The following is a 25,774-nucleotide window of genomic DNA, read 5'->3' as shown; positions in this document are numbered from 1 at the left end:
CAATGGGTTCTTTTTCAGTGTAACTTCCTGCTTGGAAGTATGTTGTATATTCATGAGTATCAAAATTCTAGCTATAATAACTTTTTTAGTTGAGAGACACGTCCCTGGCTAATGCCAAGTTTCTCCGCAATTTGCTGTTGAGCGAGTCCAGGGTGCTGTTCGATAATCTCTTTCATCTGTTGCAGCATGCGCGCCGTCTTTGGCCGCAGGTCGGGGTAGTCCTTGCTCGCAGCATCTCCTTCTTCCCAAGAGGAAGCTGAGGAAGCTACGGGTTTAGCAACAGGACGTTCTTTGGGTGCAGAAACCTGTTTGTTTTCAGGTACGAACCAGTCGGGAGTGTCATCTGGGTGTTTTAGTTGAATTGCACAAGTCCGGCAGATGAATTGCTCTTTGAAATACATTTCCGTATCCACGTCACCGCAAAAAATACACAATGTTGATTTGTACTTTCTTAAAATCAACTCTTTCCCTTCAATGAAAAATTCAAGCGGATCGCCGATATGGATTTCCATTGTATCCCGCATTTCTTTAGGAAGGACAATTCGTCCGAGACGGTCCAGAGATCTCTTCATTCCGGTTCTTTTCATCGCATCTCCCCCGCAATATTAACATTAAAACCTGTCTTTATTGTAAGGAAGAAAGGGCTTTAATACAACAATAATATTTCAAAAAAAAGGGATTATTCCAACTATTATGGGAAAATAAGTTTAGAGAGCGCGGGAGCGACGGCTAAAGTGAAGAGTGCAGCCAAAACCATGGAGATACTGGAGATCGTTCCTGTCAATGAACTCAGCTCAAAGGCTTTCGAAGTTCCTGTGCCATGAGCACCTGTTCCGAGGAGTGTACCGCGTGCAATCTCGCCATCAATACGCAGCATTTTGACGATGGAAGGCCCCATAATAGCCCCAAGTAGCCCCGTCATAATCACAAATACGGCCGTCACTGCCGGGATGCCTCCGATGGAAGCCGATACATTCATCGCAATGGGCGTTGTGATCGAGCGCGGAATCAGACTGTGAATCAAGCCGGAGTCGAGGTGCAACCATTTTGCAAGCATAGCCGAGGAGAGTACGGCAACAACCGATCCGGTCATAACACTGATGACAATCTCGGAAATATGTTTTTTGAGCACATGGAAGAAGGTGTAGAGCGGTACCGCAAAAGCAACCGTAGCAGGTTGTAGCAAAAGGCTAAGCCATTTGCCTCCGCTGCTGTATGCGGCATAATCCGTTCCGGTTAATAGGAGTACGCCTACAACGAGTAGCGGCGTAATAAGTAGCGGTGACAGATATACTTTGGGCAGACTGCGATACATTCTCTTGGCAACCATGTAGATTCCGACCGTTAACAACAAACATAAAAGTCCAATCATCCGGTGTGACGCTCCTTTCGTTTGGCAATGCGTGTAGCAACGAGGCCGGTGCAGGCCATAACCAGAAACGTGCTTAGCAGCACGATAAATAAAATCTGCAATCCGTCATGCTCCAGCATGGGCATGTAGTTCATGATGCCGACCGCCGACGGGATAAAGAATAACAGTAGTTCACCAAGTAGCCACGCCGCTCCGACCTCAATCCACCGAAGCTTCACCACGCCAGTTTGTAACAAGATGAACAGCGCGATCATTCCGAGAATGGAGCCAGGTACAGGCAGGTGGAGAGTACGGGCCAGCAGGTCCATCAGCAGTGAAAAAACCATTAATAACGCAATTTGTGCAATCCCGACACCCCATTTTTTCACGCAAATCCCTCCTTGTATATCAACATGTATCCGATCGATTTAATTCGTATGATTATGAAAATGAATGGAAACGTTGCTTCGTATCACAAATTTTACAACGCATTATTTCATGAGTAAAATGCATATTAAGAATGTTTACTATTCCATTTGTCTATAGTTAAAAAAGATTTGACTAGCAGGATAGGAGGGGAGGAAAAGATGGATATTCGTCATTTGCAATATTTTCTCGAAGTTGCACGGCAACAAAGCTTTACAAAGGCCGCCGAGGTGCTCTATATCACTCAGCCTACAATTAGTAAGACCGTTAAAAGTCTGGAGGAGGAACTGGGCGTAACCTTACTGGATCGCTACGGTAAACAGGTGCAGCTAACAGATGCCGGGCATGTCTTTTTTCGGCAGGCGCTGGAGATTGAAAAATCGTTCCGCAGTCTTTCGTCTGAGCTGGACGATCTGATGAATCTGAAGAAGGGGCATCTGCGCATCGGTCTGCCGCCAATGGTGGGGTCGAGTTTCTTTCCGATGATTATCGGGGAGTTCCACAAAGCGTATCCTCAAGTGAGCATTCAATTGTTCGAGGATGGGGCAAAAAAAGTGGAGGCTGATGTCATCAGTGGTGCGCTGGATATCGGTGTGGCGGTGTTGCCAACGGTCGATGAACTGCTTGATCATTTTGTGTTTGTTCAGGAAAAGCTTAATCTGCTCGTGCATCCTTCCCATCCCCTTGCTGAAGAGGAGTCGGTCGCACTCCATGAACTGGAACAGGATGCGTTTGTTTTGTTTCGGGAAGATTTTGCGCTCCATGACCGCATTATTGCGGCTTGCCAGCAAGCTGGATTCCAGCCGCGTGTAGTCTATGAGAGTTCCCAGTGGGATCTGTTAAGTGCGATGGTTGCGGCGAATCTGGGTGTGGCCTTGCTACCGGAAACGATCTGCCGTGAGGTTGATCATATGCGCGTACGGATCATCCCGGTTATTGAACCGGTCATTCCTTGGCAGCTCGGTATGATCTGGCGGAAGGATCGGTATCTGTCTTTTGCTACCCGGGAATGGATCGGATTTACGCAGTCGATGCTGGGGAACAGAGAGTAAGGTCGATTGCTGAGGCTGAGCATCCATAGGTGAGTTATCGATCTTTTCTTCTAATTTTATTGTTGTTTCAACCGATATAAAGTTACTGAGGGGGTGTGAATCGGGAGGATATTGTAAGGGGAGCATTCAAGATTGCTGGATAAAGATATTTAAAAATGGACTGGTGCCTGAGCGTTCAGAAGTTGGATGATTTTTCTGTGAAAGTTATACAGAGTAGAGTAACGTGTTCTCACATATATTTTCCATCTATGGCGTGTAAAGTATGACGTGTTTGTTGCCAATTATTCCGAATTCGAAAGGGTTGTGTAAAGTTGAAGAAACGTACTGCAAATAAAGGATTAAAGTTGTCTATATTGATTGGTTTAATGACGATTATGCTGGTGGCTTGTGGTAAGCCGTTAACCGAAAAACTATATTCAGAAACGGTACCCGAGGATATCAAGAATAGCACTGAAATCACGCAAGAAGATAAAGACCTCTTGGGAAAAGCCATTTTATATTCAATGGGTAGCAATACGGATCTTTCTACTAAAACGGTGGGACAAATTATAACCGATGAGAAGCAAAGACAGCTTAAGCTTGAGGAAGAAGAGAAGAAGAGACAGGAAGAGATTAAAAGAAAACAGGAAGAAGCTGAAGCAAAAAAACAAAGTCAATTGAAACTGTTGGATGAGTCTGTACAGGTGAGTTTAATTAAAAAAAGTGTGACATTGAAAGATACGAATAAATGGATATTCAGTGATGTTATACATATGACGCTTGACTTGAAGAACATTTCGGACAAGGATATTAAAGGGTTTCAGGGGGTCATTACCTTCAAAGACATGTTTGATAATGAGATCAAGTCACTAAACGTTAAATATGATGAACCCATCAAATCTGGAGCTTCCACGCCTTATGAGGGTAGTTTCGAATTAAATCAGTTTATGGATAAAGATACTGAACTTAGGGAGACACCTTTAGAAAAAATCAAAGTTGAGTTTGAGATGGATCAAATCATCTTTGGTGACGGCAATATTGCGAAACGTTCGGATATTGAATAAAAGGGTTCCAGGTATTTGATTAGATAAATGGGTTCTAGGTATTGGATTGAATAAATGAGTCTTCTAAAGCCTCTTCATCATATGAAGAGGCTTTTTTGTATAAAAGTGAAGGATGTAGAGGGATGAATAACGTGTAAGTATTGTTGCTACATTGCCTTACCTCCATAGCTATAGCATTAGATAAATCGTCGGATCATTGATACAATATAACCACAATACTGGTGGAGGTGTGGGACTTATGAAACTGCGGGTATCCGCTGTACAATACCAATTGCAAACGATCCGCTCATTTGAGGAATTTGCCGCCCAGGCGGAGCATTACATACGGACAGCTTCCGAATTCGGAACGGAATTTGTGCTGTTTCCTGAATTTTTTACAACACAATTAATGTCCATTGGAGACGCACAAGGGAATGCGTTAACGATTGAAGATTTGCCTGATTTTACAGAGCAGTATGAGCAGTTGTTCGTCTCCCTTGCAGCCAAATACAACATGCATCTGATCGGAGGCACTCACGTTATCCGGCGGGAAGGCAAGCTGTACAATACAGCGCATATGTTCTACCCGGATGGACGGATTGCACGTCAGGCGAAGATTCATATTACGCCGACCGAAGTAACGGAGTGGAATATGGCTGCAGGTGACGGACTGGAAGTGTTTGATACGGATAAAGGCCGCATTGCGATGCTGACTTGTTACGATATTGAATTTCCCGAAATTGTGCGTATGGCGAAAGCCAAGGGAGCAGATGTGATTTTCTGTCCTTCCTGTACGGACGACCGCCACGGATTTTACCGGGTAAGGTATACGAGTCATGCTCGCGCGGTGGAGAATCAGGTTTACGTTGTATTAACGGGAACGGTGGGCCATCTGCCTACAGTGGATTTCATGCGTGCCAATTACGGACAAGCTGCGATCATTACCCCGAATGATGTGCCATTTCCGCCACGCGGCATTCTTGCGGAAGGTGAGATTAACAACGATATGATTGTAACGGCCGATCTCGATCTGGATTTGCTGTACGAGGTGCGCGAACGTGGCTCGGTAACAACTTGGCGTGACCGCCGTACAGATCTGTACACCGATTGGGAATAGATCTGTTTTTGGAAGCTGATTAAAGCTGTACAAAGGAGGGGTTAAGCGGGATGTATGTCAAAGAAATGCTGATAACGGCACCCGGTGGAAGTGGTAAACATGGTAGAGCTACAGCGGTCATCCGCAATTATGTGGCCCATGACTTTGAAGAGCTTATTCGTATCCAGGCAGAGAGCTTCCCACCCCCATATCCGGAGGAACTTCTTTGGAACCAAGAGCAACTTAGTAGCCATATTCAGCATTATCCTGAAGGAGCCATCTGCATCGAGGTGGATGGGGAACTGGCTGGCTCGATGACTTCACTGCGAATGCAGTGGGATGCTGCGGACCCATCCAGCCATACGTGGGCAGAGGTCACAGATGATGGATATATCCGCAATCACCGGCCGGATGGGAACACGCTATACATTGTTGACCTCTGTGTCCGTCCGAAGTATCGTAAGTGGGGGCTGGCCCAGCTGATGATGCAGGCGATGTACCATCTTGTGATTGCACAGGGGATGGATCGTTTGCTTGGAGCAGGGCGGATGCCTGGATATCACCAGGTAGCTGAGCAAATGTCAGCACAACAGTATCTGGATCAGGTTGCCGCTGGAGAGAGGCATGACCCGGTTATTTCTTTTCTGCTACAATGCGGGCGTATGCCTGTTGGAGTGGCTACCGATTATCTGGATGACGAGGAATCTTGTCATTACGCGGCTCTGATGGAGTGGCTTAATCCTTTTAAGTAAATACATATCTAAATAGGGAGGCTTTTATCTATGGAATTTACACGTATTACATCCATTCAGGACCCGTTGTTTGCTCAAATGCACAAGTTGATGCAGGACATTTTCCCGCCAGAGGAAGTGCTCGATTTCCCGTTATGGGCTGAACCACTGGAAGACCCGGGCATTCGGGTGTTTGTCGCTGTACATGAAGGCCAAGTGGTTGGTGCGACGGAGTACCGTTACTATGAGGACTGGAATGTGGCCATGACTGATTTTACGATTATCGGACGCGAAGGTTTGGGAATCGGCGCATTCTTGGCGAATCATCGCAAGCTTGATCTGCAGCAGCTCGCCGCTGCTAATGGTAAATCGTTGTTCGGCATGTTTGCTGAAATCTACAATCCATATTTGACTCAGGATCACGCGTTTGGCGGCATCAAACCGATGGACCCTTATGTACGCCGTGAAGTGCTGTCTCATCTGGGGTATCAGCGCCTGGACTTCCCTTATGTTCATCCATCCTGGCAAGGTGACGGTGAAGCTGTGGGAGGATTGGACCTGTGCTTTATGCCGGGTGATGAGTCTCTTGCGGAACTGCCAGCCAGTCTGGTGTCCGATTTCCTGAACCGTTACTATGCTGTACTTCCAAACAAACCGCAGGAATGGCTGTCTATGGTGGAGCAGTTGAACGCGCGTGAATCCGTGGCATTACGTCCGTTGTAAGTTGATGCGTAGCAGCGGATATAGAGGAAATAGGGTGCTTAAGCTGGAACATGGCGCTAGTGTGATTAAAGTTTAAATTTAAAACCCGTAATTCAGTCTTCTCAGTCTGAATTACGGGTATTTTACTTTGTTCTTCTGGGAAGACAGTGGTGGTTTTCTTGAGTAAAGGGAAAGAGTGAGGGAATGCGCTAACGATCTCATAAAGCCTTATCTAGGCGTTTGAGCCAAGCAACTCCAACTAATCATGACTCGCCAACTCTACTCTCTCTACTCGATTGTATATGTGGTCACAAATGAAGGTCGCGGGAACATAGTTGGTTTCTGCGCGGTCAGGCCCTCACTAGTGCTGCGATTGCGGTGAGCATGGTTGTAGGCTTGTGATTGTTGCCAGCCTTTGAAATGTTCTTCTGTTTGCCACAGTGTCAGTACGACATACGTATCACCCTTCAATGGACGGAGTACACGAATACCGACGAATCCAGGTTCATCTTCAACTTTGCGGGCACGGTTCTTAAAACGTTCCTCAAAATCATTCCGGCCATCTTCGGTTACAGGAATGTTGTTCAGCACAGCAAATCCACCGCCTGCCCATGCTCCTGCATCATCAAATGCTTCATAAGAAGCTACCTGTTCATCTGACTCAATATCCAGCAGACGATCAGTGGTTTCCATAGCGAGAAGTACCTGACCTTCAGCTCGCAGTGTCAGATGTGGATATGCCGCAAGTGCATCCGGTAACGGGGATGGGATCAAATAAATATACATAGGAAGTTTGCCTCCTCTTTATACGTAAATTCAAAATAAGTTTGCCTATACTTTTACACACGAGAACGTAGAGGACAGAAATAAGCTGGAGAAGCAGAGCGTTCGCTTCATACAACTGAACATAGCATACGGGAACGGACGAGTCCAATTTGCCAATAATCTGGTTAGAGGAACCTGTTTCATGATAAAGTAGAACCACTACAAGCAGAACGGGTGATCGTATGAAAACAACAATTCGGATATCAGTCAGGCCACTGGTCGAGTATGTTTATCGGAGCGGCAGTATCCGTCCTGGATTCCGCACCAATGCCTCGATGCAGGAGGGGACGCGAATCCATCAGCGTGTGCAGAAGGCATATACCGAAGAGGATTTAAAAGAAGTTGTACTGGAAGCCGAGCTTCAACACGGGGAATTGACCTACGTCATTGAAGGCCGATGTGACGGCTTGATTCGCCTGGAGGGGCAAATAACGGTGGATGAGATCAAATCCACGGCGGGTAACCTGGACGAGCTGGAAGGCGGCCTCGACGTGCACTGGGCCCAGGCGAAGATGTATGCCTATATGTATGCCGTTCAGCATGATGAGCCGCGGATGCAGGTGCAGTTGACGTATGTGCATTCGGTGACGGGTGAAGAGCGGCGGTTTCGCCGCATGGCGGAGCGGCAGGAGCTCGAGCAGTTTGCATCAGAAGTCATCGCCGGATATGCACCGTATGCGGAGATGATTGTTGCTTATGAAGCGGAGCGGGACGTTAGTGTGCGCGAGTTGCCGTTTCCTTTTCGCAAATACCGGGAAGGGCAGCGTAAGCTGGCAGGTGCAGTGTACAAAACGATTCGTGAAGGACAGGGACTTATGGCCAAAGCACCTACAGGCATCGGCAAAACCATGTCTGTGCTCTTTCCTACGGTGAAAGCCATCGGTGAAGGTGAGGCCAGTCGTTTGTTCTACTTGACCGCGAGAACGACAACGAGAGTGGCGGCGGAGGAAGCTTTTGCCCGGATGCAGGCAGAAGGGTTGAACATGCATGTCATCAGCCTGACGGCGAAGGACAAAATTTGCTTCAAGGACGAGGAAGCCTGCGATACAGGGCAATGCGGCATGTGTGAAGGGTATTATGACCGAATTAATGGTGCTGTGCTGGACATGCTGGAACATGAAACGTTGATGACACGGCCCGTTATTGAGCAGTATGCCCGCAAACATCGGGTGTGTCCGTTCGAGTTCTCGCTGGATGCGGCATATGCGGCCGATGCGGTGATCTGCGATTACAACTACATTTTCGATCCGCGTATTTCACTCAAACGGATGCTGGAGGAACAGAAGCGCAAGACGGTGCTGCTAGTAGATGAGGCACATAATCTGGTGGATCGTGGGCGTATGATGTTCTCGGCAGAGTTGGAAAAGGCCGTTTTTCTCGATGTCAAAAGAGAGTTCCAGACGCTGGGCAGCAGTGTGCCTGCCGCCAAAGCGATTGTGGATTATACCGGGGCCATCGACAAGTATCTGATCACCCTTCGTAAGAACGGCGGAGAAGAGGGCAAGATCATTCAGCAAGAAGCGCCAGAGGAGCTGATTGAACGGCTTGAGCCTTTTGTCATGGTGGCGGAGCAATGTCTGGCCGAGGGTGGATCTGGCAATGCTGAGATGGATCAGCTGCTGCTCGATGCCTATTTTACAGCACAGAACTTCGTACGAATTGCCAGGTTATATGACGAGCGTTTTATCACCTATGCAGAGTGTGTACGAAGCGAGGTACGGGTGAAACTGTTCTGTCTGGACCCATCTTTGCTACTGCGTCAGACGGCGAAGGGCTTCCGCTCAACCATTCATTTCTCGGCAACCTTGTCACCTCTTCGTTATTACCGTGATATGCTGGGGGCAGAGGAAGAGGACTACACATTGCAGATTCCGTCGCCGTTCCACCGGGAACAGCTGGATGTTCGGCTCATGCCTCTGTCTGTGCGTTATAAAGACCGGGAGCGATCCAAACGCCCGATTGCCGAGATGTTACAGCAGCTCGTATCCGAGTGGCCGCGCAGCAACCTGCTGGTCTTTTTCCCTTCCTATCCGTACATGCGTGAAATCTATCAAGCATATACACAGCTTCCGGGGGCCAGCGATGCGGATACGGTGATGCAGGAGCAAGGTATGAACGAACAGGAGCGAGAGCAGTTCCTGGCGGCTTTCCAGCCGCATCCCGAGCGCACACGTCTTGTTTTTGCTGTAATGGGCGGTGTGTTCTCGGAAGGGGTCGATCTGCCAGGAGACCGTCTGAATGGCGTTGTCGTTGTAGGAGCAGGGTTGCCGCAGATTGGTCTGGAGAACAACGTGCTTAAGGATTATTTTGATAAATCAGGACGTAACGGTTTTAATTATGCTTATGTTTTCCCAGGCATGAATAAAGTGCTTCAGGCTGGGGGCAGGCTCATTCGAACGGAAGAAGATAAGGGTGTGCTCGTGCTAGTTGATGACCGTTTCACGCAGGAGCCGTATCGTTCTCTTTTACCTGACGAATGGATGGATTATAAACGGATTTGATGATGTTTACGTTTTTTATGTATTTATCGTGCTGTTTTCAGTGCTTTACGAAAAATTTTCTTTGAATTTCTTAACATTCTTTCATTTTCATGATTGAAACATAGGGCAATCGGGTTATAACTTGGTTAGCACGAACGAACAACGGCGATACCCTATCCGTTCCGCGGTCCGCTTCGAATGCAAATCAAGGAGGTCGGTTTGTGATGAAGAGAAATCATACCATGATGCAGTTTTTTGAATGGCATTTGGCTGCAGACGGAAATCATTGGAAGCGACTGGCTGACATGGCCCCGGAACTGAAAGCAAAAGGCATAGACTCTGTATGGGTGCCTCCTGTAACAAAGGCAGTGTCTGCAGAGGATACAGGTTATGGCATCTATGATCTGTACGATCTGGGTGAATTTGATCAAAAGGGTACGGTACGCACGAAATATGGCACCAAGCAGGAACTGGTTGAAGCCATCGCAGAATGTCAGAAGAGCGGCATTGTCGTTTATGTGGATCTCGTAATGAATCATAAGGCCGGAGCAGATGAAAAGGAAGTCTTTAAAGTGATCGAGGTTGATCCTAATGATCGAACGAAGGAGATTTCCGAACCATTCGAGATCGAAGGCTGGACGAAGTTCATATTCCCGGGCCGGGGCAACGAATATTCTTCCTTCAAATGGACATCCGAACACTTCAACGGTACTGATTTTGATGCAAAAGAAGAACGTACGGGTGTGTTCCGCATTGCCGGCGAGAACAAAACCTGGAATGAAAACGTCGATGATGAGTTTGGCAACTATGATTATCTGATGTTTGCGAATATAGATTATAACCACCCGGATGTACGGCATGAAATGATCGAGTGGGGCAAATGGTTGATCGATACGCTACAATGTGGCGGGTTCCGACTGGACGCGATCAAACATATTAACCATGAGTTTATCAAGGAATTTACTGCAGAGATGATCCGCAAACGCGGGCAAGATTTCTATATCGTCGGTGAGTTCTGGAATCCCAACCTGGATGCTTGTCGTACCTTTTTAGATACAGTGGATTATCAAATTGACTTGTTTGACGTATCGCTTCACTATAAATTTCATGAGGCCTCTTTGGCAGGACGCAATTTCGATCTTTCCAAAATTTTTGAGGACACCTTGGTTCAGACTCATCCAACCCATGCGGTGACTTTTGTAGATAACCATGATTCACAGCCTCATGAGGCTCTCGAATCCTGGGTTGGCGATTGGTTCAAGCCGAGCGCATATGCACTGACACTACTGCGTCGTGACGGATATCCCGTCGTCTTTTACGGCGATTATTACGGGATTGGCGGACCTGAACCGGTGGAGGGCAAAAAAGAGATTTTGGACATTCTGTTGTCAGCTCGTTGCAACAAAGCCTATGGAGAGCAGGAAGACTATTTCGATCATCCCAACACCATTGGTTGGGTTCGTCGCGGATTGGAAGAGTTTGAAGGCTCGGGTTGCGCAGTGGTCATCTCAAACGGAGATGACGGTGAGAAGAGAATGTTTGTCGGAGAGCATCGTGCAGGGGAAGTCTGGGAAGACCTGACCGGTAGTTGTGAAGATTCGATCACCATTGAGGAAGATGGCTGGGCTACGTTCCACGTCTGCGGCGGAGGAGTGTCCGTCTGGGCACTGTCTGAGCAGAATGAGGACTGCGGTGAAGACACTGTAGATGGCTCAAACTAGATGTTGAGAATTGCCAAAGTAATTGTTTGTGAATATTTGTAGGACAATGTCTCTGCATAAGTGATACGTAACAAGTAAAAAAGGTCGATATGATACAGCACTGCAACTAATAAATAAACCACCTGAAACTGAACGGTATCTTCACTCGTCCAATAGTATCCAACGAGTGGAGGACGTTCAAACAGACGCGTTGCTGCGTGCTGATAGTTCAGGTGGTTTTCCCATTTTAGTAACTTATAGTTTGGAAGCAGCTCTGGAACTCTAACGATCTCAGGAAGCCTTATTTGCCTCCAAACAGGGTCCTTGGAATTCTAACGATCCCAGTGGAGCTTATTTTGCTGAAATTCGGTCAAAATGCTATCATTTACAGCGAATTCATCCAAATAACGCTTCTGGTGATCGTTAGAATGTAAAACCCTTCAATATACGTAAAATAAGGTTTCTGGTGATCGTTAACGTACAATGGAAACTTAAAACAGAGTGTACACTGATGGAATTTCCCCGCATTTATATAGTCAGGCCTCTACTCTAGCTACTTCCTAACGACTTATCTACTCTCAATCTACTCTACGCACATCCCACTTATGCTTAACTACAACAACCAACCAACCAACCAACCATCCAACATATTCACTACTTAAGTCACACACATGACAGAGATTATGTGAGATTAATATTAGAATATATGCTACAATAATCCAAATATAGGGAAAAGTTTATTTGAAATCTAGACTAGTTAGGTCGTCTCACTCGAATTTACAAGAGAATATCAATGATGGTGGACACTTTTATTAACGTATTAAGTATCATGCTAGATATGTTGTTCATATGGATGAGCGATAAGTTTCGATAAGGGAATATATGAAAGAGAGAAGGGAGTTAGCACTGGCATGCATCGTAGAATTAAAACCAATACAAAAACAAAAACAAGGACAAGAACTACAATAACAACAATAACAACAACTGCAAGAACCAGAACTACAAGAACCAAAACTACAATAAACAGAACTACAAAAGTAAGAGCAAGAACGTCTGCCTTTTGGCTTGTCCTCTATCTGCTTGTAATAGCAATAAGTTTAACGGCGTGCAATTTTGGCGTGAAAGAAGGACCAAATGGAGAAGTTAAGCGCGCGGACAACTATACGTTTAACACAGAACGCAGGGATATAACCCAGCGGGTAACAAAGGATCAGGAGAGTTTCAAAGGAGCCTTGCCAGGAGAGTATCATCTGGCTGCAACGGTGGATGTAAACCCTGACCGAGAATCTGGAGTGGATGGGATCACCTATGAGGTTATGATTGATGAAGTTCGCATGCCGATGATGAATGTCATTCAAACCTTCACTCTCGATCCCGATATGTTTCAAGTTATTGATGCAGCTGAACTATTCCATTCGAATGTGGGCAATACATATGAAACTACGTTGCGGCCGGATAAAGAGCCGCTGGGATTAGGCTTATCCAGAAGTTATGTTCTGAGACCCAAATCCGAAATTAGCGCAGAATATCTTCAGAACTATACTGATGTGTATGTCAAAATCTCATATGGACCAGAAGATCAGCGGGAAGAGGATTATATTCACCTTCAAGCCAAGCCATCTTCAAGAATGATTGAATATATGAAGTTTTGGGAGTGATGAGAATAACGGGGGAACGGAGGGCCAGGGATCGTCCTGCCCCCTAATCTCTCATTCCCATGCCGATGATCTGTTCTATTTTGTAGGCCATAGCCCGTTTACTAATATGCCCCCAACTCAAAGGACTCCAGCGTGCCAGCCATGCGCAGATCACCCGCGTACACACGGTTGAATGCTGCGCGTTTGTCCGCATCGGCATATTCATCATGATAATGCATCAGTACCGTTTTCCGTCTCACTTCAGCGGGTAGCTGCTCCAGATCCTTCAGTGACGTATGGGATTTGATCACCAGGTCATGCATATGGCATTCATGGAAAATCAACTGCACATCGGGTGCAACCCGTTCCACTCGCTCACGATCCAGCGTGCTGTCTGCACTATAGTAAAAATAAGGCTTTGCCATCAGCCCGTTGCTGACCATGCCGGGAACATGCTGCGTGCGAAACGTCTCGAACTTGACCCCGCCAAGCTCAAAACTTCCGCCATCCGGAAGCGGAATCACATCATAATAGTCACTCATTGTACGCTCGCCGTCTGTTGTATACCGCATCCCTGGAGAAAGGATGTTCCACAGTGGGTCAACCAACTCTTCATGAATGAACAGGCGTGGTTTGCGATCACCGACAATCTGTGCATAATAGCCGAGCATCTGAACCCCATTAATATGATCCTCATGTAGATGGGTGATAAACACATTATGAATACCTGTCATCGCGAATCCGTATTCCTTGAGCGCTTTGGCATTGGACTCTGGAAAATCAATGACCAGATGTGTATCGCCGAATTCAGCGAGCATACTGTTGTGATGCTGTTCAACACTAAACATATCTCCTGTGCCTAGAAAAGTGATTTTCATCGCATTTCATCTCCTTGTTTGGCAAATGTAAGACCGCTGTAGGGTCAAGCTTCCATTGCAATAACCTGTACTGATTCTATCTTAGTATATCAATATTGATATTAGTAACATCAGCATCGATCTTTAAATCGGTATCATTGACGTTAAATCCAGTATACTGTGTTTCCAAGAGTGTGCCTAAACCAACCTTTTTTGAGAACGCTATCATTTTATATTGAACTTTAGGCGAAAACGGTGTAGCGTAAAGATGGAAAGTGAACCTAAATGAACGTAAACTCACCTAAAGGGAGCGTGCAAGGCGAATGAAATCTTTTCTGGATGAACAATTTTTACTTCACAATGAAACGGCGGTCAAGCTGTACGAGCAGTATGCGAAAGACATGCCGATTATGGATTATCACTGCCACCTCAGTCCTCAGGAAATTTACGAGAACAAAACATTTGGCAATCTGACAGAGGCCTGGTTGTACGGCGATCATTACAAATGGCGTCTGATGCGGGCTAACGGTGTTGAAGAGAAGTATGTAACGGGCGGCGAAGGGGTAACGGATTATGACCGTTTCCTTGCGTATGCCAGAACAGTGCCGATGATGATCGGCAACCCGCTGTATGCATGGTCTCACTTGGAATTACAACGTTATTTCGATGTACATGAAGTGCTTAATGAGACAAGCGCTCCAGCGATCTGGGAAAAAGTAAATGCCAAACTGACCGGCGAAGGCTTCGGTGCGCGTGATCTGATTACCAAATCCAATGTCACCGTGGTGTGCACCACCGATGATCCAACGGATTCTCTAGAATATCACCTCAAAATTCAGGAGATTGAAGGTTTCGATACAGCAGTTCTGCCGTCTTTCCGTCCGGACAAAGGACTGGAATTGAACCGGGATACTTTCATCGAGTGGGTAGGCAAGCTTTCACAGGTTGCGGGCACAGCCATTACGGATTATGACTCATTCCTGGCTGCGCTGGAATCCCGCGTGGAGTTCTTCCATTCCGTAGGCGGCCGTGTCTCTGACCATGCACTGGATTATGTGCCTTATGCTACAGCGACACGCGAGGAAGCAGCCGCTGCATTTGCCAAAGCACTCGCTGGTGAGAAGGTTTTGCGCGCGGAAGAGGACGGATACAAGACGGTTACACTGACATTCCTTGGCAAGCTGTATGCAGAGCGTGGCTGGGTCATGCAGTTCCACATCAATGCAGCTCGTAACAACAATACGAAAATGTTCAAGAAGCTCGGGCCTGACACAGGGTACGATGCTGTGAATGATACGCCATTATCGGCGGCTGTTATTGGATTGCTGGATACGTTGGAGCAGCAGGATGCTTTGCCAAAGACAATCCTCTACTCCCTTAATCCAAGGGATAATGAAGTGCTGGCAGCCATTATTGGTAGCTTCCAAGGTGGAGGCGTACCAGGTAAAATTCAGCTTGGCGCTGCATGGTGGTTCAATGATACGAAGGATGGCATGCTCGCTCAGATGAAGGCACTCGCGAATGTGGGATTGCTCAGCCGTTTTGTCGGCATGTTGACCGATTCCCGAAGCTTCCTCTCGTATACGAGACATGAATATTTCCGCCGCCTGCTCTGTAATCTGATTGGTGAATGGGCAGAACAAGGTGAAGCACCAAACGATTTGGAACTGCTCGGTCAGATCGTGCAAGGCATATCCTATAATAATGCTAAAGACTATTTCCCGTTTGCTGCTGTGCCGAAGAGTGTATCTGCTTCAAAATAAATATCGATTCAACAGGTCTGCTTTAAAAAATCTATTCAGGAAATTCTATTTTTAAAAAAGCTCTCTACTCCCTTCGTTTGGTCTTAATCAAACTGATGGGTTGGGGGCTTTTTGTCATGGGATGGCTAAGAGTAAACATGCTGTCAAGTAGAAGCGCAAGTGATTATATGGGTGTTCAGATAGTATTGGAATGCTCTCTGATATTGGATGCTTTTGACATGGATGAAATGATTGACATATACAAAAGCTGATAATATACTTAGGTAACCTAATTAATTGCTTAACTATTAAATTGGTCATCTATTAAATCGGTAGGCTATTAAATACAAGTCCTATCTAATAGACAGGCGATGATTATTTTATGGAACATGATGTTCCGAAGAGGGAGGGTGATGTGATGACTGGCATAGATCCGGTAGCCCAGAAGCTTTTATATTCCATTATGCAGTTTAACAAAGGCAAATGGAGACAACATAAACCACATGGGCGCAATCACAACGAAATTATGGTACTCGCTTGTTTGCTTCATGGTGCACATCCAGGGGAGCGTATGGATTGGCGGGATAATCCGCCTGATTTCGAGAGCCATCTGAACCAGGAGCATCCGGGTTTAAAAGTGTCCGAAATTAGCGCATTAATGCGTGTGAAATCACCAACGATTACGCCCGTGATTCGTGGCCTGGAGGATGAAGGGCTGGTTGAGCGGACGATGGACCCCGAGGATCGGCGGGCGGTGCGGATTACAATTACAGATGCAGGCCGAGCAATTATTCGTGCAGCCCATGAAGAACGAATGGCTACCTTCAACAGACTGGTTGAACATTTGGGCGAAGAGGATAGTTTGCAACTGGCGGAACTGCTCAGCAAGGTGTATACCTTCTTTGATGCACAGGTTTCCGGTCACGATGAGGGACATGAAAACGACAATAAAGCACCTGATACAGAAACAACCGAACAAGGAGATGATACGCCATGATGAAGTTATTTCGCATGTTGAAGCCCTATCGTATTCCGATTATTTTTATTTTGGCGCTCATCTTTCTGCAAACGATGGCGGAGCTGTACCTGCCAACGTTAATGGCTGATATCGTCAACCTGGGTATCGTCAAAGGTGATGTACCTTATATCTGGAAAATTGGCGGTTTCATGCTGCTGATTGCCATTGGCGGAACCACATGTTCCATTATCGCGAGTTATCTGTCTTCGCGCACAGCGGGCGGATTTGCCAAACAGCTACGCAGCCGAGTGTTCCGGCATGTTGAGAATTTCTCGCTGCAGGAATTCGACAAGCTTGGCACAGCTTCACTGATTACGCGTACAACCAATGATATTACACAGGTACAGAACGTATTAACGATGATGCTGCGCATGATGATTATGGCTCCGATGATGTGTATCGGGGGGATTTTCATGGCCGTTTCTCAGGACGCGAAGCTATCCACCATCTTCCTCGTTGTTCTGCCTGTACTTGCAGGAGCAATCGCCTTAATCGGTTCCAAAGGATTTCCGTTATTCAAGCAAATCCAGAAAAAGCTGGACCGGCTTAATCTGGTTCTGCGTGAACAGCTGACAGGTATCCGGGTTGTTCGTTCTTTTAACCGTGGCGAGCATGAGCGTGTTCGTTTCAATGGGGCAAATACGGAATTAAGAGATGCGTCGATTAAGGTCAACGTCCTGATGGCGACAGTTATGCCGGTGATGATGCTGGTCATGAACTTTTCGATGATTGCGATTCTGTACTTTGGTGGTCTGCGTATTGATGGCGGTCATATGAACATTGGTTCCCTGATTGCCTTTGTACAATATGCGATGCAGATTATGTTCTCACTGATTATGGTATCCATGATTTTTGTCATGATTCCAAGAGCATCAGCTTCCGCAGAACGGATTAACGAAGTGCTGGATATGCAACCTGATCTGTCTGATCCTGCGCAGCCTCGCACAATGAAATCGATGCAGGGAACGATTGAGTTTGACCATGTCACTTTCCGCTATCCGGGTGCAGAAAATGCTGCGTTGTCCGATATCTCGTTCACGGCTCGTTCCGGTGAAACGACAGCAATTATCGGCGGTACGGGCTCGGGTAAAACCACATTGCTGAGCCTCATTCCGCGTTTCTATGATGTGACCGAAGGTACTGTGCGTGTGAATGGAACCGATGTGCGGGAGCTTAAACAAGAAGAACTTCGATCCAAAATCGGGTTTGTCCCGCAAAAAGCTGTCCTTTTTACCGGTACGGTTGCAGATAACATTCGGCAAGGTAAGGATGATGCGAGTATGGATGAAGTGATTCATGCGGCACGTACGGCCCAAGCCGAAAACTTCATCTCCGAGATGAAGGAAGGGTATGACAGCCTGATTGCACAAGGCGGGAATAATGTGTCAGGTGGACAGAAACAACGTTTGTCCATTGCACGCGCACTCGTTCGCCGTCCTGAAATTTATATTTTCGATGACAGTTTCTCGGCCCTTGATTTTAAAACGGATGCCAAACTTCGTGCTGCGCTCAAATCGGAAACGACGGAAGCGGCTGTGCTGATCGTAGCTCAGCGGGTAAGCACGGTTATGGATGCAGATCGTATTCTCGTTATGGATGAGGGTGAAATTGTCGGTTCGGGAACACATAGAGAGCTGCTGGAGAACAATGAAGTGTACCGCGAGATTGTATCCTCCCAGCTGACTGAGGAGGAGATCGCATGAGTGAACGTACAGCACCACGCAAAACACCGAGCAACCCAGGCGGACCAGGACATCCTGGCGGCGGAATGGGCATGCGGCCTCCTGTCGAGAAAGCGAAGGATTTCAAAGGCACACTGCGCCGCCTGGTTCAGTATCTTCGGCCACACAGCTCTCGTCTGATCTTTGTTTTGATCGCTGCCATTTTAAGTACCGTGTTTGGCATAATTAGTCCGAAGATTATGGCAGAGGGTACAGATATTCTTGCCCATGGAGCCATTGCGATTATGCAGGGTGTGCAGGGAGCCGGGATTGATTTCCCAGCCCTGATGCGAGTATTGTACCTGTTGCTTGGACTTTATCTGCTCAGTGCTGCTTTTGCGTATGTACAGCAATATCTGATGGCGGGTGTAGCTCAGCGGGTCGTCTATGATATGCGCGAGCAGATCAGTGCCAAGGTTGGACGTTTGCCACTGAAATATTTCGATTCCCGTACACATGGTGAGACGCTTAGCCGTGCAACCAACGACGTGGACAATATCAGTAACACGCTGCAACAAAGTTTGGCCCAGTTTATTACGTCCGTGGTGACGATTGTGGGTGTCATCATTATGATGCTGACGATCAGTCCATGGATGACGCTGATTACAATTTTGACTTTACCGCTTAGTGTCATTGTGGTTATGCTGGTGGCTTCCCGTTCGCAGAAACATTTTGCCGGACAGCAGAAGTCACTAGGTGAATTGAACGGTCATGTCGAAGAAATGTACACTGGCCACAAGGTGGTCAAAGCCTTTGGACGTGAGGAACAATCTGTACAGCAATTTGAGAAAGTGAATGAAGAACTGTATGCATCGGGTTGGAAAGCCCAGTTCATTTCCGGGATTATTATGCCCTTGATGAACTTTGTCGGAAACCTGGGATATGTGTTGATCTGTGTGGTCGGCGGGATTTTTGTTACTCGGGGTTCGATCTCCATCGGGGATATTCTGGCCTTTACACAATATTCTCGGCAATTCACACAGCCGATTAACCAGATTGCCAACATCTCCAACATTATTCAATCCACGATTGCTTCGGCAGAGCGCGTGTTTGAACTGCTGGACGAGGAAGAGGAAGTTCCTGAGTCGAAACAACCTGCAACGTTGCGTTACCCGACAGGGGCTGTAGCTTTTGAGGCGGTGGATTTTGGCTATAAAGAAGATGAACTGCTCATTCGCAATATGAATATTAATGTGGCACCAGGTCAGACTGTAGCTATTGTTGGACCGACAGGTGCCGGGAAAACAACGCTGATTAACTTGCTTATGCGGTTCTATGAACTCCAGAGTGGCCGGATTACCATTGATGGCATTAACATTAAAGACATGTCCCGTGGTAATCTACGCGGTCTGTTCGGTATGGTGCTTCAGGATACGTGGCTGTTTAACGGTACAATCCGGGATAATATTGCGTATGGACGGGAAGGCGCAACGGAAGAGGAAGTGGTTAATGCCGCTGTAGCTGCCCATGCTGATCATTTCATTCGCACACTGCCGGACGGTTACGATACGATTTTGAATGAAGAGGCGTCCAATATCTCTCAAGGTCAGAAACAACTGCTGACGATTGCGAGAGCGATTCTGGCGAACCCGTCCATCCTGATTCTGGATGAAGCAACCAGTAGCGTTGATACACGGACCGAGGTCTTTATCCAGAAAGCGATGAATGAGCTGATGCAAGACCGTACAAGTTTTGTTATCGCTCACCGTTTGTCTACCATTCGTGGTGCCGATCTCATTCTTGTCATGGATCATGGTAACGTGATTGAGCAGGGCAATCATGAGGAACTGATGGCGAAGCAGGGCTTCTATGCGGATCTGTATAACAGTCAGTTTACGGAGCAGCAGCCGCAGGCGATCTAACAGACTAGAGTGGATATCTAAAAGGCTGTCAGGACCCGTCAGGATTGTCTAGAACCATAGTTTTTTGGAAAAATAGAACCTCCGCCACGGTGCTCTTCGCACCTCTGGTGTAACATAAATCCAAACAAACGGGACGTCGCAGTCATTGCACTGCTTCGTCCCGTTTGTGTTATCACTGCTATGCCACAACGTTTTCCTGCGGATAGATGTTGTGCCTTGTCCCGCCAGCCATGTTCGCTTGCAGATATGCAATGTATGGAAGACAATTTAACGTACTATTTAAGCCTTGGTCTCCACAGGAAACCCTTCTTACCTTCACTGGTGCTCTGATGGTCCTGTTTGATTTCCTCTTCCTCTTTCGTATCAGCATGCTGCTTTGTTTCATGTTCAGCTATATCCTGCAAGTTTTCCTCAAGGTGATGGCGGGTAGCTTCCTCCAGTGATGCCGTTGCCGGTTCGCCAGGCAGGCCTTCGCGCTGTTCAATCATACGTTTAACCACTTCATAACAGTCGTCGATGTGTTTGTTGCCCACATACCGCATGGCAGTGAAGCTGAGAGCGGCGGCGAGACCTTGCCCCGCAAACGGAACAAACTTGGCGACCGATTTAGTCGCTACTCGTACACCCACCCGTTTGAGCACCTGAACGACTAATTCCTTCGTGACCATGCGGCCGATGATTTTACTCCCGATCGACATCACAAATCCGTAAATCATGGACTTCGTCTCAGGGTCCATGCCGTCGAGCTGTTTTTGAGATAATCCGAATTTATTGTTAATGGCAGGTAACAGCTGCATCAGCATGCCCACATCAGCGATGACATCTGTACCGGGAAGAGGTACGAGTGTGGAGCCAGCAGAAGCGGTTGCTCTTTTGCGAACCATCGTACGGCATTCCTTGCGAACTTGCTCTAATTGCTCCATTGTAGCTGGAATCATAGGGAATTCCTCCATTCGTGTATAGTGTACATATAACCGTTTTGAAGCGAATTGAATGGGTTGCTCCCGCGAAGTTGTTGCTTATATCTCATAGGTTGCGGAGGAACCTTTTTTCTCATGCATACATCCGGTTAAAGCAGGTAATGGCTATAAGACCGGAGATGCGAAACCATGATAATAAATGATGGTAATCATGTGGCTCCAGACAGAACAGAAGCTTTATTTTTATAAAATAAAATACAACTCACGTTGCCAAAAATGAATGAAAGTAGCTTGTCCTGTACAGCTATCTGGTATTACGCATGAACAACAAAAACGATGCATATTCCGTCTGTCGCTTCTTTATATGAAGTTTCACCTTCACAACCACGGTTCGCATGTCACGATCATGCGCTGAGCCATGGTTTTGTTTATCACTTCAACCTTTTTGGGTAAAGGGAAACAAGCATTGGAATGGAGGAAAGCAGCATGGAATGGAATAAAGCCTTGTTAATACATCATCTTCATGCAGGGAAAGCCAATCGGGAGAATACATTAGGTCTGGTCACAGGCGTACTTGCTCCAGCTATTCATGAATTGGTCGTGGTTCGTACGGATGAACCGGGTGAAGGAGAGAAGCTGTGCCGGAAGCGCGGGGAAGAGTTCGATGTGGTGTTTATTCTAGGCGGCGATGGTACGGTGCATGAGTGTGTAAACGGGCTGGCATCCTTGCAAAATCCTCCACAGATCGGCGTACTTCCAGGCGGTACATGTAATGATTTTGCACGATCACTTGGGATTTCCCCGGATGCGGAGACAGCAGCACAAGAGATGCTGTCAGGTCGAGTTATCTCGGTGGATGTGGGACGAGCAGATGATCGGGTGTTTACGAACTTTTTCGGAATAGGGCTCATCAGTGAGGCTTCACAGAACATTAACGAGAATTTAAAAGGGGCGCTCGGCAAAGTCAGTTATTTCATCAGCACACTCCAGACGATAACCCGTTCCGATCCATTTCAGTATGAGCTAGAGATCGATGGAGAGCGGACAACAGGCGAAGCGGTGATGATCTACGCGGCGAATGGACGTTTTCTGGGCACGAATGCGTTACCTTTTGCTCCGGATGCGTTGCAGGATGGTAAGTTGGATGTGCTTATTATTCATGAGACAGGCATTCCACTTCTGCGTGAGGTGCTTTCACATAAGCCAGAGGGAGAATGGCAACCGCGGAATGAGAGTATTTCCTACTTCAAGGCGTCGACGTTGAAAATAAAAACAGATGTACCGATGCCGGCCGATACGGATGGCGAATTGTACATGGAGACACCCGCCGAGCTGTCGGTGCTGGCGGGTCATCTGCATTTCCTGACCGGGGCGGAGGAATAACCTCCCCGGTTTTTGTATTTTTTGCGTGAACTCTATCATTTGTCTATTTTCAGATGTTTCTCCCGGAATTCATGCTCAAGAATGCTCATCAGAATGGCATCATGATACTGATGATTGTAGTACAACATGTCCCGCTTCACGCCTTCACGCTGGAAGCCGAGCTTCTCATACGTATGAATGGCGCGTTCGTTAAACGCAAAGACATCCAGTTCGATCCGATGCAGATTGGCAATGCCGAAGCCGTAGTCCAGCATAAGTAGCAAGGCTTCACTACCATATCCCTTGCCTTGGTTAGCTGGCTGATCAATGGCGATGCGAATATGTGCACTGCGATTTTTGGCATGCATGTCCATCAGGGCGACATCGCCGATGATTTCGTCTGTGTTTTGTAATGCAATAAGCAGGTTTAGGCGTGAGTCGTCTTGAGCTAAACTCTCTACATACTTTTCAACCTGAGAACGGGTAAAGCTCGCTTGAGTTCCTGTTTGTTTACGCATTTCGGGCTCAAACAGGCTTGGATAATAAGCATCGACATCGGTGATATCGAATGGGCGCAGGTAAATGCGTTCAGTCTGCATGAGTTTGGCGATGCGATTTGTAGATGTAGGGTGTGACATAGTTTTGTTTTCCTCCTGATCTATTCAAGCAAACTTGTGGGGCCTGTAAGGCATATAGCGTGTTGTTTCGCCTGAATATTGTTTGTAAGTCCTTGCTTCTGACATGAGTATATCCCAATACTGTATACTTCCAAATATACAGTTTTAACAAAATGAAAAGGACAGATGGAGTGAGGCAGTTATGATGCAATTACCTAAACTTGATGAGCACGACAGTGTACCCGTCTATATTCAGCTTTCGGATCATATCAAACGGGAGATTTTCCGCGGGGAATTGGTGGAACACAGCTGCCTTCCTTCTGTACGAAAATGGGCAGAACTGCTGGGCATAAGCACAACACCAGTGGAAGCGGCCTACCAGCAGCTTATTGCGGAAGGGTACGTGTATAGCCAGCCGCGCAGAGGTTACCGCGTTCGAGCCGTGATTGAAGGTTATCACGATATGTTACTGGGGAAGTCCGATATACATACGGCAGAAAATGAAAAACGGGTTAACTATGCCCGTACAAATAACAAACAGGGTCAGGCAGGTTCTACAGTAGTATCACCAGATTTACTGAGCTTGCGTCCGGTGACGAATGTTACCTATGATTTTCACATGTCGCATAATGATTTTAGCCTGTTTCCTTATATGAAATGGCAGCAGTACGCGAACCGGGTTTGGCGTGAAGAATCAAAAGGTTTATTATTTTACGGAAACCCGCAGGGTGAGTGGGGATTGCGCAACGAGATTGCGGCCTATCTAGGACAATTTAGAGGAGTTCGCTGTACGCCCGAGCAGATTGTGATAGGTGCAGAGCAGCATCTGCTCATGTCCTTGCTTACACAGACGATGCTTCGCAAAGGTGGGGTTAGATCAATTGCCGTGGAGAACCCCGGGTATCGCCTGTTACCTGGAACCTTTCGGAATTATGGATATGAGATTATCCCAATCTCACTGGACAGCGAAGGCATAAATCTGGATGAACTGGATCAAGCAGATGTGTCACTGGCTGGTGTATCCCCGTCGCATCAGTTTCCCATGGGCATGCCGATGCCGATCAGCCGCAGACTCGCCTTGCTGGACTGGGCGGAACGTTCCGGGGCCTATCTGATTGAGGATGATTATGACGGCGAATTCAGATATTCCGGTCGTCCTATTTCTTCGATGCAGGGACTGCGGGAGAACGCACCTGTTATCTACATGGGAGGATTCTCTCAGGTGCTTGCCCCTGCTTTTTGCGTGCATTACATGGTTCTCCCGAAGGAACTCGTTCCTCATTTTGGCGAGGTTTATCGAACGGTTCTGTTCGAACAGTCAGCTTCACGTCTGCATCAGCGGACATTGGAGTTATTCATGCGGGAGGGAGAGCTGGGTAAACATATTCGTAAAATGCGCAATCTGTATAAACGCAAACATGACCTGACTGTGCAGGCCATTCAGCAGCATTTCGGCGATCAACCGGGAATGGAGATTAAGGGCGAACACGCCGGATTCCATCTGGTCTTAAGGCTGATTAACCCGAATCCAGCCGACAATATGGTGGCTAAGGCGTTAGAGATGGGTATACGTGTGGCCTCGGCGGAGTATCTGTGGGCAGACGGAAGTGCTCCTGCTGACGGCAAAAGAGAGTTTATCATCGGATTTGCCGGCATTGAAGCAGAGAACATCGAGCCAGGCATCGCCGCGCTAGCGCGTGTATGGGAGACTATCTGTTGATTTAAGTCAAGGTTACTCTAGCCAAACTCGGCCGATTTAACGATCATTGAAACCTTACTAAATGTTCTCCAGATGCGCATTATGGAATAGTAGAGGGGAAGTTGTGTTTACACGTCTACTCATCCTATGGATGTTTAACTGCTCCGTCCAAAAAGAGTCCGACGAGTTCCTCGGCCAGTTCGGCAATCGTATCGTGCATACGGCGTACATCTTCACGGTTGGCTAACATCAACAGGGACGTGAAGGCCTGAGCAAGCAACAAGGGATTGGCCTCTCTCAAATACCCGTTGTCCATCTCACGCTGGAAATGTGTAGCGAGAACTTCGAAGATACGATGTTCTGCATCCCGAATCTGAGCAAACTGGTCGGCATTCAGATACGTTTCGGCTTCACGCATCATCGTTTCCGTATCCACATGAGACTGTTGCATCTTCGCAGCCGCCACGTTGACCAGCCGTTCGTACAACGTGCCGGGTTCTTCAAGCCGCAGTGTGGTCTGCTGCATGCCCATCGCCATCATACGGGTAATCGCTATGGTGAAAAGTTCCGGTTTGCTCGAAAAATGATAATAGATCGATGCTTTGGTCACCTGACATAACGAAGCGATCTGCTGAAGGGAAACGGCTTCGTATCCGTATTCCATAAACAGCCGTGAGGCCGTCATTAGGATGTTATTGTAGGCGGAAGCTTGATCTGTACCTACTTTGGGTCTGCCTGGAGCACGCGCCGGGCGTGCTTCTTTTCTTGGTTTTTTGTTCATCATACTCGACCTCATTTACGGATAAAATAACGTATTGTGACTTTTCAAAAAATTAGGGATTGCATAATTAACCTTCCGGTATATATAATTAACTCGATTATATTATGACCCATGGTTCATTTCCATACCATGACATTAATTTAAAAGCTGTTTTTGATAAAAAGATTTCTCGT

At 47.0% G+C, this 25,774-nt stretch carries 22 protein-coding genes; 14 read left to right on the top strand and 8 right to left on the bottom strand.

Annotation, left to right across the window (positions count from 1 at the left end; genetic code table 11):
• Positions 1-71 precede the first annotated feature (71 nt).
• The 3 genes from MHI38_RS14265 to MHI38_RS14255 all read right to left on the bottom strand — a co-directional run bounded on the left by MHI38_RS14265 (position 72) and on the right by MHI38_RS14255 (position 1,740).
• Positions 72-587 (bottom strand): AbrB/MazE/SpoVT family DNA-binding domain-containing protein, encoded by a 516-nt coding sequence (locus MHI38_RS14265; protein ID WP_090921714.1) that lies wholly within the window; start codon positions 585-587, stop codon positions 72-74.
• A 104-nt stretch (positions 588-691) separates the two neighbouring features.
• Positions 692-1,372 carry a CidB/LrgB family autolysis modulator gene (locus tag MHI38_RS14260; RefSeq protein ID WP_154890170.1) on the bottom strand — a complete coding sequence of 227 codons (681 nt, stop codon included), beginning with the start codon at positions 1,370-1,372 and terminating at the stop codon, positions 692-694.
• Positions 1,369-1,740: a CidA/LrgA family protein gene (locus MHI38_RS14255; protein WP_154890172.1), complete on the bottom strand. Its 372-nt coding sequence runs from the start codon at positions 1,738-1,740 to the stop codon at positions 1,369-1,371. The genes MHI38_RS14260 and MHI38_RS14255 overlap by 4 nt, the downstream gene beginning before the upstream one ends.
• Before the next feature lie 198 nt (positions 1,741-1,938).
• Between MHI38_RS14255 and cidR the strand changes: the two genes are divergently transcribed.
• The 5 genes from cidR (at position 1,939) to MHI38_RS14230 (ending at position 6,401) form a co-directional block, all read left to right on the top strand.
• Entirely contained in the window at positions 1,939-2,829 is an 891-nt protein-coding gene (gene cidR / locus MHI38_RS14250; protein WP_341181332.1) for a cidABC operon transcriptional activator CidR, read from the top strand.
• Positions 2,830-3,140: 311 nt separating this feature from the next.
• Positions 3,141-3,872 carry a hypothetical protein gene (locus tag MHI38_RS14245; protein ID WP_154890174.1) on the top strand — a complete coding sequence of 244 codons (732 nt, stop codon included), beginning with the start codon at positions 3,141-3,143 and terminating at the stop codon, positions 3,870-3,872.
• Between the two features lie 238 nt (positions 3,873-4,110).
• Positions 4,111-4,968 carry a carbon-nitrogen hydrolase family protein gene (locus MHI38_RS14240; protein ID WP_154890176.1) on the top strand — a complete coding sequence of 286 codons (858 nt, stop codon included), beginning with the start codon at positions 4,111-4,113 and terminating at the stop codon, positions 4,966-4,968.
• Positions 4,969-5,018: 50 nt separating this feature from the next.
• Positions 5,019-5,699 carry a GNAT family N-acetyltransferase gene (locus tag MHI38_RS14235; protein WP_154890178.1) on the top strand — a complete coding sequence of 227 codons (681 nt, stop codon included), beginning with the start codon at positions 5,019-5,021 and terminating at the stop codon, positions 5,697-5,699.
• A gap of 30 nt (positions 5,700-5,729) precedes the next feature.
• Entirely contained in the window at positions 5,730-6,401 is a 672-nt protein-coding gene (locus MHI38_RS14230; RefSeq protein WP_154890180.1) for a GNAT family N-acetyltransferase, read from the top strand.
• Between the two features lie 267 nt (positions 6,402-6,668).
• Here MHI38_RS14230 and MHI38_RS14225 read toward each other — a convergent pair whose 3' ends face one another.
• Positions 6,669-7,166: an antibiotic biosynthesis monooxygenase family protein gene (locus MHI38_RS14225; RefSeq protein ID WP_154890182.1), complete on the bottom strand. Its 498-nt coding sequence runs from the start codon at positions 7,164-7,166 to the stop codon at positions 6,669-6,671.
• Between the two features lie 221 nt (positions 7,167-7,387).
• Here MHI38_RS14225 and MHI38_RS14220 point away from each other — a divergent pair, with 221 nt between their 5' ends.
• From MHI38_RS14220 to MHI38_RS14210, 3 genes are all read left to right on the top strand, one after another.
• Positions 7,388-9,706 (top strand): helicase C-terminal domain-containing protein, encoded by a 2,319-nt coding sequence (locus tag MHI38_RS14220; RefSeq protein WP_154890184.1) that lies wholly within the window; start codon positions 7,388-7,390, stop codon positions 9,704-9,706.
• A 203-nt stretch (positions 9,707-9,909) separates the two neighbouring features.
• Positions 9,910-11,406: an alpha-amylase gene (locus tag MHI38_RS14215; RefSeq protein ID WP_154890186.1), complete on the top strand. Its 1,497-nt coding sequence runs from the start codon at positions 9,910-9,912 to the stop codon at positions 11,404-11,406.
• Between the two features lie 1,097 nt (positions 11,407-12,503).
• Positions 12,504-13,043 (top strand): hypothetical protein, encoded by a 540-nt coding sequence (locus tag MHI38_RS14210; RefSeq protein ID WP_154890188.1) that lies wholly within the window; start codon positions 12,504-12,506, stop codon positions 13,041-13,043.
• Positions 13,044-13,144: 101 nt separating this feature from the next.
• Here MHI38_RS14210 and MHI38_RS14205 read toward each other — a convergent pair whose 3' ends face one another.
• Entirely contained in the window at positions 13,145-13,900 is a 756-nt protein-coding gene (locus tag MHI38_RS14205) for an MBL fold metallo-hydrolase (RefSeq protein WP_154890190.1), read from the bottom strand.
• A gap of 302 nt (positions 13,901-14,202) precedes the next feature.
• On the opposite strand from MHI38_RS14205, the gene uxaC reads away from it, so the two are divergent.
• The 4 genes from uxaC (at position 14,203) to MHI38_RS14185 (ending at position 20,222) form a co-directional block, all read left to right on the top strand.
• Entirely contained in the window at positions 14,203-15,642 is a 1,440-nt protein-coding gene (gene uxaC, locus MHI38_RS14200) for a glucuronate isomerase (protein ID WP_154890192.1), read from the top strand.
• A gap of 397 nt (positions 15,643-16,039) precedes the next feature.
• The gene (locus MHI38_RS14195; RefSeq protein WP_186809703.1) at positions 16,040-16,618 is read left to right on the top strand and encodes a MarR family winged helix-turn-helix transcriptional regulator; all 579 of its coding nucleotides are present in this window, start codon (positions 16,040-16,042) and stop codon (positions 16,616-16,618) included.
• Positions 16,615-18,342: an ABC transporter ATP-binding protein gene (locus MHI38_RS14190; protein ID WP_154890196.1), complete on the top strand. Its 1,728-nt coding sequence runs from the start codon at positions 16,615-16,617 to the stop codon at positions 18,340-18,342. Before MHI38_RS14195 ends, MHI38_RS14190 begins: the two co-directional genes overlap by 4 nt.
• On the top strand, positions 18,339-20,222 hold the full coding sequence (locus MHI38_RS14185; protein ID WP_308722661.1) for an ABC transporter ATP-binding protein: 1,884 nt from the start codon (positions 18,339-18,341) through the stop codon (positions 20,220-20,222). Before MHI38_RS14190 ends, MHI38_RS14185 begins: the two co-directional genes overlap by 4 nt.
• Before the next feature lie 275 nt (positions 20,223-20,497).
• Here MHI38_RS14185 and MHI38_RS14180 read toward each other — a convergent pair whose 3' ends face one another.
• On the bottom strand, positions 20,498-21,160 hold the full coding sequence (locus MHI38_RS14180) for a hypothetical protein (RefSeq protein WP_154890201.1): 663 nt from the start codon (positions 21,158-21,160) through the stop codon (positions 20,498-20,500).
• 468 nt (positions 21,161-21,628) lie between these two features.
• Here MHI38_RS14180 and MHI38_RS14175 point away from each other — a divergent pair, with 468 nt between their 5' ends.
• Entirely contained in the window at positions 21,629-22,525 is an 897-nt protein-coding gene (locus tag MHI38_RS14175; protein ID WP_154984425.1) for a diacylglycerol/lipid kinase family protein, read from the top strand.
• Positions 22,526-22,560: 35 nt separating this feature from the next.
• Here MHI38_RS14175 and MHI38_RS14170 read toward each other — a convergent pair whose 3' ends face one another.
• Positions 22,561-23,142, bottom strand: a complete 582-nt coding sequence (locus MHI38_RS14170; protein ID WP_154890205.1) for a GNAT family N-acetyltransferase — start codon at positions 23,140-23,142, stop codon at positions 22,561-22,563.
• 184 nt (positions 23,143-23,326) lie between these two features.
• On the opposite strand from MHI38_RS14170, the gene pdxR reads away from it, so the two are divergent.
• Complete coding sequence (gene pdxR / locus MHI38_RS14165) at positions 23,327-24,841, top strand: MocR-like pyridoxine biosynthesis transcription factor PdxR (protein WP_318294959.1); 1,515 nt, start codon at positions 23,327-23,329, stop codon at positions 24,839-24,841.
• Positions 24,842-24,965: 124 nt separating this feature from the next.
• Here pdxR and MHI38_RS14160 read toward each other — a convergent pair whose 3' ends face one another.
• Positions 24,966-25,601: a TetR family transcriptional regulator gene (locus MHI38_RS14160; protein ID WP_154890352.1), complete on the bottom strand. Its 636-nt coding sequence runs from the start codon at positions 25,599-25,601 to the stop codon at positions 24,966-24,968.
• Positions 25,602-25,774: the final 173 nt, after the last annotated feature.

Origin of the sequence: Paenibacillus sp. FSL K6-1558 (assembly GCF_038002565.1) — a bacterium.
GTDB lineage: Bacteria > Bacillota > Bacilli > Paenibacillales > Paenibacillaceae > Paenibacillus > Paenibacillus polysaccharolyticus.
This window is presented reverse-complemented; position numbering and strand designations above follow the sequence as displayed.

What these genes read in the sequence shown, in the direction of transcription:
- MHI38_RS14265 (WP_090921714.1), bottom strand. Translation starts at nt 587, where the DNA reads ATGAAAAGAACCGGAATGAAGAGATCTCTGGACCGTCTCGGACGAATT.
- MHI38_RS14260 (WP_154890170.1), bottom strand. Translation starts at nt 1,372, where the DNA reads ATGATTGGACTTTTATGTTTGTTGTTAACGGTCGGAATCTACATGGTT.
- cidR (WP_341181332.1), top strand. Translation starts at nt 1,939, where the DNA reads ATGGATATTCGTCATTTGCAATATTTTCTCGAAGTTGCACGGCAACAA.
- MHI38_RS14240 (WP_154890176.1), top strand. Translation starts at nt 4,111, where the DNA reads ATGAAACTGCGGGTATCCGCTGTACAATACCAATTGCAAACGATCCGC.
- MHI38_RS14235 (WP_154890178.1), top strand. Translation starts at nt 5,019, where the DNA reads ATGTATGTCAAAGAAATGCTGATAACGGCACCCGGTGGAAGTGGTAAA.
- MHI38_RS14230 (WP_154890180.1), top strand. Translation starts at nt 5,730, where the DNA reads ATGGAATTTACACGTATTACATCCATTCAGGACCCGTTGTTTGCTCAA.
- MHI38_RS14225 (WP_154890182.1), bottom strand. Translation starts at nt 7,166, where the DNA reads ATGTATATTTATTTGATCCCATCCCCGTTACCGGATGCACTTGCGGCA.
- MHI38_RS14220 (WP_154890184.1), top strand. Translation starts at nt 7,388, where the DNA reads ATGAAAACAACAATTCGGATATCAGTCAGGCCACTGGTCGAGTATGTT.
- MHI38_RS14215 (WP_154890186.1), top strand. Translation starts at nt 9,910, where the DNA reads ATGAAGAGAAATCATACCATGATGCAGTTTTTTGAATGGCATTTGGCT.
- MHI38_RS14205 (WP_154890190.1), bottom strand. Translation starts at nt 13,900, where the DNA reads ATGAAAATCACTTTTCTAGGCACAGGAGATATGTTTAGTGTTGAACAG.
- uxaC (WP_154890192.1), top strand. Translation starts at nt 14,203, where the DNA reads ATGAAATCTTTTCTGGATGAACAATTTTTACTTCACAATGAAACGGCG.
- MHI38_RS14195 (WP_186809703.1), top strand. Translation starts at nt 16,040, where the DNA reads ATGACTGGCATAGATCCGGTAGCCCAGAAGCTTTTATATTCCATTATG.
- MHI38_RS14190 (WP_154890196.1), top strand. Translation starts at nt 16,615, where the DNA reads ATGATGAAGTTATTTCGCATGTTGAAGCCCTATCGTATTCCGATTATT.
- MHI38_RS14185 (WP_308722661.1), top strand. Translation starts at nt 18,339, where the DNA reads ATGAGTGAACGTACAGCACCACGCAAAACACCGAGCAACCCAGGCGGA.
- MHI38_RS14180 (WP_154890201.1), bottom strand. Translation starts at nt 21,160, where the DNA reads ATGATTCCAGCTACAATGGAGCAATTAGAGCAAGTTCGCAAGGAATGC.
- MHI38_RS14175 (WP_154984425.1), top strand. Translation starts at nt 21,629, where the DNA reads ATGGAATGGAATAAAGCCTTGTTAATACATCATCTTCATGCAGGGAAA.
- MHI38_RS14170 (WP_154890205.1), bottom strand. Translation starts at nt 23,142, where the DNA reads ATGTCACACCCTACATCTACAAATCGCATCGCCAAACTCATGCAGACT.
- pdxR (WP_318294959.1), top strand. Translation starts at nt 23,327, where the DNA reads ATGCAATTACCTAAACTTGATGAGCACGACAGTGTACCCGTCTATATT.
- MHI38_RS14160 (WP_154890352.1), bottom strand. Translation starts at nt 25,601, where the DNA reads ATGAACAAAAAACCAAGAAAAGAAGCACGCCCGGCGCGTGCTCCAGGC.